We start from the raw sequence: 11732 nt of genomic DNA, 5'->3' as shown, positions 1-11732 counted from the left end.
ATTATGTGAATTATTTTCATGAAAAGGAAGATGATCCATGTCATTGGCCAAATACGAAGTATTCAGCACGGTCGTTGAGTTAGGGAGCCTGACCCGGACGGCCGAGAAGCTCGGACTGACCCAATCGGCGGTCAGCCATGCCATCGCCAGTCTGGAGTCCGAGTGGGGCTTTGCCCTGCTGACCCGGGGACGCGCCGGGATCGGTCTGACGCCGAACGGAACGCGCGTGTTGAAGCATGTCCGGGACATTATCCAGCGAAGCGAGCTGCTCAAGCAGGAGGTCGCTTCGATTCAGGGGTTGGAGACCGGTACGGTGCGGATCGGCACCTTCACAAGTATTTCCACCCAATGGCTGCCCGGCATCATGAAGCGGTTCCAGGCGGAGCACCCGGCCATTGAGATTAAGCTGCTGGAGGGCGACTACGACGAAATTAACGATTGGATTACGAGCGGCGCGGTCGATTTCGGCTTCGTTTCGTTAACGGCGGCCCGGCCTTTCGACATCATTCCGCTGACCAAGGACAACTTGCTCTGTATCGTGCCGGACGAGTCCCCTTATCGGGAGATGACCGTCATGTCGCTTGCTCAGTTGCAAGCGGAGCCGTTCATTATGCCGAAGTGGGGCAAGGAAAGCGATCTGCTGCGCATCATCAAAATCAACCGGCTGTCGCTGAACATCAAATACGAAGTGCTGGAAGATCAGGCGATCATGGCGATGGTGAAAAACGGACTCGGGATCAGCATTTTGCCTGCTATGGTGCTGTACGAGGCGTTGGACGGCATTCACATGATCGGTCTCGAAGGCGACCCGTACCGCACGATCGTGCTCGCGGCCGTATCCTTCAAGCACCTTTCTCCGGCTGCGCGAAAGTTCAAAAAGCATATCACGGCGTGGCTGAGCGAGCAGCAAGTGTCGCTTTGACATCATGCCGTGCGAAAGTCCGGATTGCGGGCGTTCCCTTGATCCGGACCTTATTTTTGTCCAAATGAAGCGTAAGAAAGTACATATCCCCGCGCCGAGCGATCGGCTACAATAAATAGAATATAGGGGAGGGATGACGGATGAAGGAACGTTCCAGCCGATTGGCGCTGTGGTATTCGGCTCCGGCCCGCATGTGGGAGGAGGCGCTTCCTATCGGAGGCGGCCGGCTCGGCGGCATGGTATTCGGCACGGTGGGGCAGGATAAAATTCAATTAAACGAAGATTCCGTCTGGTACGGCGGACCGAAAAAAGCGAACAATCCCGACGCGCGGGCGAACGTGCCGGAAATCCGGCGGCTGCTGATGGAAGGCAAGCAGCAGGAAGCGGAGCATTTGGCCCGGATGGCGTTGATGTCGGCGCCTAAATATTTGCATCCGTACCAGCCGCTCGGCGATCTGCTCCTGTATATGCTCGGGCACGATAAGCCGCCGCAAGCCTACGAGCGGGAGCTCGATCTGGAGCAGGCTCTCGTACAGGTCCGTTATGAAATGAACGGCGTCTGCTATACCCGGGAATATTTCAGCAGCACGGTCCATCAGGTGCTGGCCGTCCGACTGACGGCGGACCAGCCGGGAAGCCTCACGTTCAGTACGCATATGATGCGCCGGCCGTTCGATATGGGCAGCCAAAAATACGGCGAAGACACGATGATCATGTACGGCGAGTGCGGTTCGGAAGGCGTCCAGTTCTGCGCGGTCTTGAAAGCGATTGCCGAGGGCGGCAGCGTGAAGCCGATCGGTGACTTTATTTCGGTAGAGGGCGCGGATGCGGTGACCCTGCTGCTTGCGGCGGGCACGACGTTCCGGCATGAAGATCCGAAGGGTGTCTGCCTGGAACAGATAGTAAGGGCGGCATCGCTGCCGTACGAAGAGTTGAAGCGTGCGCATACGGAAGATTACGCCCGCTATTTCCGGCGGGTCGGATTGGAGCTGGCGAAGCCGGAGCCGGATCAGGCGGCGTTTCTGCCGACGGATGAAAGGCTACAGCGCGTGAAGGAGGGGCAGGACGATCCGGGGCTGGTGGAAACGTTTTTCCAATTCGGGCGATATTTGCTGCTGTCGTGTTCGCGTCCTGGCTCGCTCGCAGCTACGCTGCAGGGCATATGGAACGATAACTATACGCCGCCTTGGGAATCGAAGTATACGATTAATATCAACACACAGATGAACTATTGGCCTGCGGAAGTATGCCATCTACAGGAATGCCACGAGCCGTTGTTCGATTTGATTGAGAGAATGCGCGAAAGCGGCCGGGTCACGGCGCGGGGGGTATATGGCTGCGGCGGTTTTATGGCGCACCACAACACGAATCTGTGGGGCGATACACATGTGGAGGGCATTCCGGTCAGCGCCTCGATCTGGCCGATGGGCGCAGCTTGGCTGTCGCTTCATCTGTGGGAGCACTACCGCTTCGGGCTTGACCGGTCCTTCTTGGCGGACCGGGCGTATCCGGTCATGAAGGAAGCGGCGCAGTTCCTGCTGGGCTATTTGCTGGAGGACGGGCAAGGACGGCTGTTGTCGGGACCGTCGATATCGCCCGAGAACAAGTTTGTGCTGCCGAACGGAGTCACGGGCAATCTATGCACGGCGCCTGCGATGGATTCGCAGATCGCTTTCACCTTGTTCGAGGCGTGCCGGGAAGCGGCCGCAGTGCTCGGTCTGGACGAGGGGTTCCGCCAACAGCTTGCGGAAGCCATGGCGAAGCTGCCGAAGCCCGAGATCGGACGGCATGGTCAGATCATGGAGTGGCTGGAGGATTACGAGGAAGCCGATCCGGGCCATCGTCACATCTCGCAGCTGTTCGCGCTGCATCCCGGCGAGATGATTCACCTTCACCGCACGCCGGAGCTGGCGGAAGCGGCCAAGCGGACGCTGGAGCGACGTCTCGCGCACGGCGGAGGGCATACCGGCTGGAGCCGGGCGTGGATTATCAACTTCTGGGCGCGGCTTGGGGAAGGAGACAAGGCGTACGACAACGTAGCGGCGCTGCTCGCCCAATCGACGTACCCGAACCTGTTCGACGCGCATCCCCCGTTCCAGATTGACGGCAACTTCGGCGGCACGGCCGGGATCGCGGAAATGCTGCTGCAGTCTCACGGAGGCGAGCTGGCGCTGCTGCCGGCGTTGCCGAAGGCGTGGCCGTCGGGCCGCGTCTACGGGCTGCGGGCGCGCGGCGGCTACGAGGTCGGCCTGACTTGGGACGACCACCGTCTGACGGAAGCGGCGATTCGCGCCGGAAACAGCGGCACCTGCCGGGTTCGGACGCAGACGGCGGTGTCGGCCGTGGTGGCGGACGGCGAAGCGGTGACGTTCGAGGTCCGCGACGGCGTGCTCACGTTCGAGGCGGAAGGCGGGCGGACATACGTGCTGAAGAGATAGAAGAAGCCTGCCGACGAGCAACGGACAGGTAGTCAACCGCAAGCTATTATACTAAAAGGGCAAGGGACGAATTCCGGAACAGCCGGAACGTCCCTTGCCCTTTTCGTTTCGCCGGTGCCGATTCGTCATACAGGCATCGCGCTAAGCGTAAGCCTTGCCTTTGGTCAGGATGCACGGTACCCCGTTGCCGACGGCGCCCGGTTGGGACATTTTCTCGAGATACCGCAGTCCGCGCTCGCATTTGCGGCAGCGGGCGCACACGTCCGAGGTCACCACCTTCATGTTGAACTTAGTTTTGTCGATGGACGACGCCGGGACGTTCTTTTTGGTTTTCGCTTTACTCACAGTCTTCATCTCCCGCGGCTTGGATGATGCATTTTATGAGCGGCCTGCCCGTTTGGTCACCGTGCCGGGTGATGAATCTCCAAAGAAACAAAAATAATACAACAAATAAAAAAACAGTCTTGTTGTTGGCTTTCTTCGTCCATTTTAGAATAAAAACAGAAGCCGGACGGCCTTGGCAAAGCCGGTTTCGGTCCTGCGGACCGCATGCACCGCAGGAATAAATCCACAATAAAGTCAGGGGTGCTGAATATGAAAAGATTGAAAAAAGGTCTGGTTTCCATGGCATTGCTTACGTTGGCTCTCTCGTTAGCGGCTTGCGGGCAGACGCCGGCGGCGAGCGATTCCGGGAAAAAAGAAGAGAAAACCGCGGCCCAAAAAGAAGAGAAAAAAGCGAATCTCGTTGTTGCCGGCGTCGTCTTTCAGGAAGACCAGTTTATGAAGTTGCTGTCGCTCGGCTATCAGGATGCGGCGAATGCGTCCGGCGTCAAAATTTTGACGGGAAATACCGGGAACGATCAGGGCAAAGAAACCGAGCTGATCAACACGTATATCGGGCAAAAGCTGGACGGGATCGCCATAGCGCCGCTCAATCAGGATTCTTCGGTGGCTGCGCTGAAACGGGCCGACGACAAGGGCGTGAAGGTTTCCGTCACGAACATTTCCTTGACCAACGCGCCGTTCATCGTCGGCGGCTATACGTCGGACAATAAAAATATCGGCCAAGTGACCGGGAAAGAAGCGGCCCGCTTCATCCAGGAAAAGCTGGGAGGTAAAGCGAAAATCGCCGTGCTGCAATACAAGTCCCAGCTCCCGCAGCAAAGTACCGACCGGGTCAACGGCTTTTTGGAAGAAGTGAAAAAAGTAAACCCCGATGTGCAGGTTGTGGCCGATCAAGACGCATGGTTGCAGGATAAGGCCGTCTCCGTCGTCGGCGATATTTTGACGGCTCACCCGGACGTGAACGTCATCTGGGCGGCTAACGAGGGCGGCACGATCGGAGCGGCGATGGCGGTGAAGAATGCGGGCAAATCGGGCAAGGTGTATGTGTTCGGCACCGATGCGAGCTATCAGTTGATCGCGATGTTGAAGGAGAAAGACAATATTTTGCAGGCGATTGCGGGTCAAGATCCGTACAGCATGGGATATAAAGCGATGGAGCTGCTGATCAAGGGCTTGAAGGGCGAAGATGTAAGCGCGAACAAAGGGAAGACGACGAGCGTCGACGGGATTTTGCTGAGCCGATCCAATCCCGAAGGCCTCGCCAAGTTCGAAGCGGATTTGAATGCCAAAATGAGCAAGAGCAAGTAATATGACTATTCACCGCATCGGGAGACGGAGGGGCTGCTGCGGCAGCTCGGATGGCAGATAAAAGCCCAGAAGAGATGGCGAGGGAAGGTATATGAGCGTATTGGAAACCCGCAGCATTACGAAGCATTACCCCGGCACGGTCGCCTTGGATCAGGTGACGGTGTCGTTTGAGAGCGGCAAGGTGCACGCGCTGCTCGGCAAGAACGGGTCCGGCAAGTCGACCTTGCTCAAAATTTTTTCCGGCGCTGTTCAGCCGACGCAAGGAGAAGTTGTGCTGGACGGAACAGTGCTGCGCTTCAAAGATCCCGGTGACGCGTTCGCCCAAGGCGTCGCCACCGTTTATCAAGAGCTCAGTCTCGTCCCCGGCATGACGGTGGCGGAAAATATTTTCCTGGGACGCCTGCCGATGAAAGGTCCGTTTATCGATTGGAACAAAGCCTACAGCATGACCCGCGAGCTGCTGAACGAATACAACATCGATATCGCTGCGGACGAACTGGTGGCGAATTTGAGCGTCGGGCAGGCGCAAATGATCGAGATTGTGAAAGCGCTGACGTTCAAGCCGAAGGTGCTTCAACTGGACGAGCCGACCTCGGCTTTGGCCAAAAACGAGATTGATTCGTTGTTCAACATGATCCGCGAGCTGAAGAAAAAAGACGTCATCATCATTTACGTCTCGCACCGTCTCCATGAGCTGTGGGAGATTGCGGATACGTGCACCGTCCTGCGCGAAGGGCATTTTATCGGCACGGCTCCGATGGCCGGTCTCACCCGGAAAGAGCTGATCCATATGATGTTCGGCGACGTGGAGATCCGGACGCGTCCGGAAGATCTGCGTGTGACCGACGAGGTGGTGCTGGAGGTCAAAGGGCTGACGCGAGAAAACAAATTCCGCGACATTTCCTTCCAGCTGAAAAAAGGAGAAATTCTCGGCATCGCCGGCATGCTGGGCTCCGGGCGCACCGAGCTGCTGAAATCGATCTTCGGCGCCGACCCGCTCGACAGCGGCGAAATTTATTGCTGCGGGCAGCGGATCGATTCGCCGACTCCCGCGAGGATGAAGAAGGCCGGCTTGGCCCTAACGCCGGAGGACCGGAAGCACGAAGGTCTGATCCAGCTCGCTTCGATCCGCGACAATCTGTGTGTGGCGAGCCTTGACCGGATCGCGAAGGGCCCGATGATTCGCAAGAAAACGGAGGCCGAATTCGTGCGTCGTCAGATGGAAGAGCTGCAGATCAAAGCAGCCGATGTCGAGCATCCGGTGTCTTCGTTGTCCGGCGGCAACCAGCAGAAGGTCGTAGTCGGCAACTGGCTGAATACGGACCCGAGGATTATGTTTTTCGACGAGCCGACGCGCGGGATCGACGTGAACGCCAAGCAGCAGATTTTTCAGGTCATCTGGCAGCAGTCGCGCAAGGGCATATCGAGCATTATGGTTTCCTCCGAGCTGGAGGAGCTGCTTGAGGTGTGCCATCGGATTTTGATACTGCGGGACGGACGCATCGAAGGGGAATACGTCCCCGAGGAACTGAAGATCGACGAGCTGTACGCGTTAAGTATGGGAGGAGAAACCGCATGAAATCGACAACGCTGGAATTAAACAAAGGTTCCCGTATCGACATCCGCAAAGGCTTGAACAAATATGTGCTCGAACTTATGTTGCTTGTGATCGTGATCGCCATGACCTTCGCGTCTCCCGGCTTTTTGACGTCGGAGAACCTGCTGAACATTCTTCGCAACATCGCGCTGCAGGGCTGTATCGCTTTCGGAATGACGATGGTCATTATCGCCGGGGAGATCGACTTGTCCATCGGCTCGACCGTCGCTCTTACGGGGGTCATCATCGGTCTTACAACCGGGTGGCTCAGCAGCTCGGGCATCATGCCGATGGAGCAGGCGGTCGTCGTCGGCATCGTGCTGTCTTTTGTCGTAGCGGGGCTGATCGGGCTGTTCAACGGATGGATTATGACCAGGTATAAAATGCCGTCCTTTATTGTCACGCTGGCGATGCTGAACGTCTTTTACGGGCTGGCGGCGGTCGTCTCCAAAGGCTTCCCCGTGACGACGCTGCCCTCGTGGTACAACGAGCTGGGCTCGGGCGAATTTTTGTCCGTTCCGATTCCGGCCATCCTGCTGCTGCTCGTCTTCGCCGTCGTATATATCGTGATGAACTATACGAAATTCGGACGCTCGGTCTACGCCGTGGGCGGCAATCCGGAATCGGCGCGGCTGTCGGGCATTCATGTGTCGCGGGTGAAAATCATTTGCATGGTCGTGGTGCAGCTGTGTTCGGCGCTCAGCGGCGTCCTCGTGTCCTCCCAAGTCATGTCCGGCTCGTTTTCCTTCGGGAAAGGATGGGAAATGATGGCGATTTCTTCCGTCATTATCGGCGGCACCAGCTTAATGGGCGGGATCGGGAAAGTACGGGGAACGTTTATCGGCCTTATTTTCCTCGGGGTGCTGATCAATGCCATGACGCTGCTCAACGTGAACGAATATGTGCAGTATATCGTGCGCGGGCTGCTGATTTTGGTCGCTGTCCTCATCGCCTCGATTCAATACATGAAGAAAAAGGGGTAAGCGCAAACGGAATCGCCGCGGTATAATGTGGATACGAACGATGAATAAAGGACGAAGACACCATGGCCCTTCGAAATATGAGCTTTCGCTTGAAAATGTTCGTGATCATGTTTATCGTCATTCTCATTCCGATGATTCTGGTCAGCACCATTCTGTTCAAATGGTCGGAGCAGGCCATCACGGACCAGACCTCCAAAGTCGTCATCAGCAGCATCGAATTTGCCGTGACCAATATCGATTCCGCGCTGGAAAACGTGGCGGGTATGAGCAAGATGCTGCTGACCGAAAACCGGCTGATCGCCATCGCCAAGCGCGGCGAACCACTGAAGCCGGAAGAGAAAAACGAAAAATATAACGGCATCATGGATCTGCTGAGCTTTTTCATTACACGGATTAAAGTGATGAATATATTGGAGGGCATCGACTCGTTCTACTTGTACTTGGTGAAACAAAATACGATCATGGACTCCAAGTCGACCTATTACGAGGACATCAACGTGGACCATGTCGATTTTGTGCAGCAAGCGAAGAGCGGGCAATGGAAGGACCGTTGGTTCGTGTCCGCACCGGTCAATTACGATTCGTTGAACGGCATCGAAACGCGGCTCGAAACCGCGAAGCAGATCTCGTTTACGACGGCGTTGACTGACGAGGGCGGCCACGATATCGCGGTATTGGCGGCGAATGTCAACGAGAGCTTTATCCGCGATTATTATAAAAAAATTCAGCGCGGCATCCCCGGCGAGTTCGTCGTGCTGGACCAAAGCTCCACGGTGGTGGCGTGCCCGGACAGCCGGCTCGTCGGCACCAGGACCGCGGATTATTCCTATATGAGCGATACGATCCAAAACATGAAAAGCAAGAGCGGCAGCTTCTTTATCACCGTGCAGGGCGAGGAGAAGTTTGCCGTTTATTCCGTTTCGGACTACACCAATTGGAGCTATGTGGTTGTGATTCCGGCTTCGGAGATTTTGGGGAAAGTCAATGAAATGCAAAAATTTATGCTGATCGTCATCTCGGTAACCGGAATTTTGATCTTCGGTATTACACTGCTGCTGTCCCGCTTCTTTTACAAGCCTTTGGAGAAATTGGTCCTGGCCATGCAAAAAATCGAGAACCGCAGGCTTGATTTCAAGATCAAGGATAACCGCGGGGACGAATACAAGCGGGTGTATCAAGGGTTTAACGATATGGTCGACGAGCTGAACGTCTTGATCCGGGATTTGGAGAATGAAAAAATTTTAAATCAGGAAGCGGAAATCAAGCTGCTGCAGGCGCAGATCAATCCGCATTTTTTATACAACACGCTCGATTCGATCTACAGTATCGCCAGGATCAAAAAAGTGGACGAGATCTCGCAGATGGTTGCCGCGCTGTCCAAATTTTTCAGAATCAGCCTGAGCTCGGGCAAAGAGGTTGTGACGCTGAAGGAAGCCGTGCAGCTCGTGATCAACTACTTGACGATCCTCAATATCCGGTATAAAGGCGCGATTAATTTTGGCTTGGATATTCCCGAGGAGCTGTACGCTTGCCAGGTGCCAAAGCTGCTGCTGCAGCCCATTGTGGAAAATGCCGTCTACCACGGGCTCGAACGGCGCAAGGGCGGGGGCCGTCTGACCATCTCCGCTGTAACGCAATCGCATGCCTTGTTCCTGTACGTGGAGGATGACGGCATCGGCATCGAGCCTGCCGCTTTGGAGAAGCTGCAAAGCATGCTTGACGGGAACAATCCGGGGGAATCTTCCGGCTTCGCGCTGCGCAACCTGAACCGGCAAATTCGTTTAAAATACGGGATGGCCTACGGCGTTACGCTGGAAAGCGTCTACGGGCAAGGCACCCGCGTGACCGTCAAGCTGCCTGTCATTACGATGGAGAGGGGAGATTCGGATGTACCGCATGATCGTAGTCGATGACGAAGCATGGATTCGCGAACGGCTCGTGCATACGATCGATTGGGGCAAATTGGACATCGGCTTCGTGCATGAAGCGACCTGCGGCGAAGAAGCGCTTGCCCTTGCCGGGGAAGTGCAGCCGGATCTCATTCTGACCGATATCCGCATGCCCCGCATGGACGGGCTGGAATTGATCGAGCGGATCAAGGAGCAGCGGCTTGCCGCCAAAGTGGTCATCATCAGCGGATTCAGCGATTTTGAGTACGCCAAGAAGGCGCTTTCCCTGGGCGCTTCCGATTATATTCTGAAGCCGGTGGAGGACGACGATCTGCTTGACGTGGTCGCGCGTTGCCTGGAGCAGATCGAGACGGATCGGCGAAAGGAAGCTTTGCTGAAAAAAGCCGACGATCAGGTCAACAAGCGGCTGCCTTTATTAAAGGAAATGCTTTTTTCGAAATTAATTATGGGACACAAGCCCGACGAGCCAAAATTGCGCGAGGCGCTGAACGATTTCGGGTTGAAGAACAAGGGGCTTCGCCATGCGTGTTTGGTACTTCAGGTGCCGGAGCCGCAAGCGTTTCCGACGGAAAATAAGCCGGAAGCGAATTTTACCCAGTTCGTGCTGCGCAATTTGCTGCAAGATTTTTTGCCGAACGTGTGCGAGAACGAGATCGTCTTCGTCCATGCGGACGAGGTGGTGTGCATCGTTTCCTCCTTCAAGGAGGATGACGAGCTAGCCCGCGCCTGTCTGACGATGTTCGAAGATATCCGCAAAATCGTTCATAAAATCATCGGCAGCACCATCATCATCGGCTTAGGCGGGGCGGTCGGAGACCTGCTCGACGTTTCCGCCTCCTACCGGCAGGCGAAGCAGATGCTGCTCCACGGCTATTTGGACACGGGGCGGAGCAAGGAGACGAAGAGCGCGGCCGGACCGCACAAAACGGGAGGATACCGGCTCTATGATACGGAAGCGCTGATCAACCATATCCGGGTAGGGAACAAGGCCGCAGCCTTGGCGAGTCTGGATCAGATCGTGCGGGAGAACGGGAACATCCGCCCGATCGATTTGAAGTTTATTTATATCGATATCGTCAATTCGATCGTCAGGACCACTGTGGAGAGCAGTTGGGCGGGGAAAGACTTTTCGAATTTCAGCCTGCATTTTTTCGAGCTGCTGCAGCAGTCGCAATCGACGGACGAAATTCATGGGCTGCTCGGCGATACCATCACGAAAATCATCGACTTTCTGGAGCATTCGCAGAGCAAAAGGAGGCGCAAGGTGATCGATAAAGCGTTGGAATATATGGAGCTTCACTACCCGGAGGAGCTGAATCTGAACGCGGTGGCCGAGCGCTTTTACTTGAATGCGTCGTACTTCAGCAAAATTTTCAAAGAGGAGCTTGGCGTTTCGTATACGAAATATTTGATGGAGTTCAGGGTCAATAAAGCGGCGGAATTGATGAGCGACCCGACGCTGAAGATTTATGAAATCTCGCGCCGGGTCGGGTATGAGGACGTGCAGTATTTTACCAAAATGTTCAAGTCCATCAAGGGGATAACTCCGGGACAGTACCGGGAGAAGATCCGGTGACGGCTAAGCCAATTTGAGCACATTGCGGAATTTGATGAAGCTTACGACTCTCCAGCAAGCCACATAACCGAAGGTGACCAAGTTGCACAAAAAGCCCAGCGTGCTCGGATCGATAACCTTAACCGTGCCAACAAACACGAACCGAAGCGCAAAGACGACGATCAGGATGACAAACACGATTTTATTGCGCTTGATAAACGCCGATCCGTTCTCTCGGACTTCAAAATTCGTCGTCATAATAAGCGGAACGGAAATGACCAGACCGATGAGCAGCGCGATGAGAACCTGGCCTGACTGCAGATGCAGATTCGGGTCCATTAATTGAAATAACGAGGTCGAGATGTATAAAATCGGCAGCAATAAGGAAATCCCCGACTTCTTGATGGGGGTGCTCATGCCCCGGAATTGCCCGCGAATAATGAGAAGAAAGATCAATACGGAAATTCCTAAAGATACAGTTGCGTTCATGGTAACAACACTCCTTCGATCAATTTGTAAATTAAGTATCTCTCATCGGGGAGTTGTCAAACAGTGAAAGAAGTAATCCGATCTTGGTGACGATTGTCATTTTCGCATCGTCAATCGAACCTTTATCGGTTCGATGATATTTTGGTTTTTATGGAAATTATGATAGAATAGGTCAACAGAATGTT

At 55.1% G+C, this 11732-nt stretch carries 9 protein-coding genes; 7 read left to right on the top strand and 2 right to left on the bottom strand.

The genetic code is table 11. From position 1 onward, the window contains the following. Positions 1–37 precede the first annotated feature (37 nt). Positions 38–922, top strand: coding sequence for a LysR family transcriptional regulator (locus QMG93_RS21130; RefSeq protein WP_281939904.1), 885 nt, complete (start codon positions 38–40; stop codon positions 920–922). A gap of 140 nt (positions 923–1062) precedes the next feature. Further along, positions 1063–3360, top strand: coding sequence for a glycoside hydrolase family 95 protein (locus tag QMG93_RS21125; protein WP_281939902.1), 2298 nt, complete (start codon positions 1063–1065; stop codon positions 3358–3360). Positions 3361–3501: 141 nt separating this feature from the next. Here QMG93_RS21125 and QMG93_RS21120 read toward each other — a convergent pair whose 3' ends face one another. Further along, positions 3502–3714, bottom strand: coding sequence for a hypothetical protein (locus QMG93_RS21120; protein WP_281939900.1), 213 nt, complete (start codon positions 3712–3714; stop codon positions 3502–3504). A 240-nt stretch (positions 3715–3954) separates the two neighbouring features. Here QMG93_RS21120 and QMG93_RS21115 point away from each other — a divergent pair, with 240 nt between their 5' ends. From QMG93_RS21115 to QMG93_RS21095, 5 genes are all read left to right on the top strand, one after another. Then, on the top strand, positions 3955–5013 hold the full coding sequence (locus QMG93_RS21115) for a substrate-binding domain-containing protein (RefSeq protein WP_281939898.1): 1059 nt from the start codon (positions 3955–3957) through the stop codon (positions 5011–5013). A gap of 91 nt (positions 5014–5104) precedes the next feature. Further along, positions 5105–6592, top strand: coding sequence for a sugar ABC transporter ATP-binding protein (locus tag QMG93_RS21110; protein WP_281939895.1), 1488 nt, complete (start codon positions 5105–5107; stop codon positions 6590–6592). Next, entirely contained in the window at positions 6589–7593 is a 1005-nt protein-coding gene (locus QMG93_RS21105; RefSeq protein WP_281939893.1) for an ABC transporter permease, read from the top strand. The genes QMG93_RS21110 and QMG93_RS21105 overlap by 4 nt, the downstream gene beginning before the upstream one ends. A gap of 62 nt (positions 7594–7655) precedes the next feature. After that, complete coding sequence (locus tag QMG93_RS21100; protein WP_281939891.1) at positions 7656–9506, top strand: sensor histidine kinase; 1851 nt, start codon at positions 7656–7658, stop codon at positions 9504–9506. Further along, positions 9481–11079, top strand: a complete 1599-nt coding sequence (locus tag QMG93_RS21095; protein WP_281939888.1) for a response regulator — start codon at positions 9481–9483, stop codon at positions 11077–11079. Before QMG93_RS21100 ends, QMG93_RS21095 begins: the two co-directional genes overlap by 26 nt. A 3-nt stretch (positions 11080–11082) precedes the next feature. Here the strand turns inward: QMG93_RS21095 and QMG93_RS21090 are convergent, their stop codons facing one another. Further along, positions 11083–11547, bottom strand: a complete 465-nt coding sequence (locus QMG93_RS21090; protein WP_281939886.1) for a CcdC protein domain-containing protein — start codon at positions 11545–11547, stop codon at positions 11083–11085. Positions 11548–11732 lie beyond the last annotated feature (185 nt).

The organism is Paenibacillus tyrphae, from assembly GCF_027925525.1.
Taxonomy (GTDB): domain Bacteria; phylum Bacillota; class Bacilli; order Paenibacillales; family NBRC-103111; genus Paenibacillus_G; species Paenibacillus_G tyrfis_B.
The sequence above is the reverse complement of the archived record's forward strand: the minus strand, read 5'-3'. Positions and strand labels throughout refer to the sequence as shown.

What these genes read in the sequence shown, in the direction of transcription:
- QMG93_RS21130 (WP_281939904.1), top strand. Translation starts at nt 38, where the DNA reads ATGTCATTGGCCAAATACGAAGTATTCAGCACGGTCGTTGAGTTAGGG.
- QMG93_RS21125 (WP_281939902.1), top strand. Translation starts at nt 1,063, where the DNA reads ATGAAGGAACGTTCCAGCCGATTGGCGCTGTGGTATTCGGCTCCGGCC.
- QMG93_RS21120 (WP_281939900.1), bottom strand. Translation starts at nt 3,714, where the DNA reads ATGAAGACTGTGAGTAAAGCGAAAACCAAAAAGAACGTCCCGGCGTCG.
- QMG93_RS21115 (WP_281939898.1), top strand. Translation starts at nt 3,955, where the DNA reads ATGAAAAGATTGAAAAAAGGTCTGGTTTCCATGGCATTGCTTACGTTG.
- QMG93_RS21110 (WP_281939895.1), top strand. Translation starts at nt 5,105, where the DNA reads ATGAGCGTATTGGAAACCCGCAGCATTACGAAGCATTACCCCGGCACG.
- QMG93_RS21105 (WP_281939893.1), top strand. Translation starts at nt 6,589, where the DNA reads ATGAAATCGACAACGCTGGAATTAAACAAAGGTTCCCGTATCGACATC.
- QMG93_RS21100 (WP_281939891.1), top strand. Translation starts at nt 7,656, where the DNA reads ATGGCCCTTCGAAATATGAGCTTTCGCTTGAAAATGTTCGTGATCATG.
- QMG93_RS21095 (WP_281939888.1), top strand. Translation starts at nt 9,481, where the DNA reads ATGTACCGCATGATCGTAGTCGATGACGAAGCATGGATTCGCGAACGG.
- QMG93_RS21090 (WP_281939886.1), bottom strand. Translation starts at nt 11,547, where the DNA reads ATGAACGCAACTGTATCTTTAGGAATTTCCGTATTGATCTTTCTTCTC.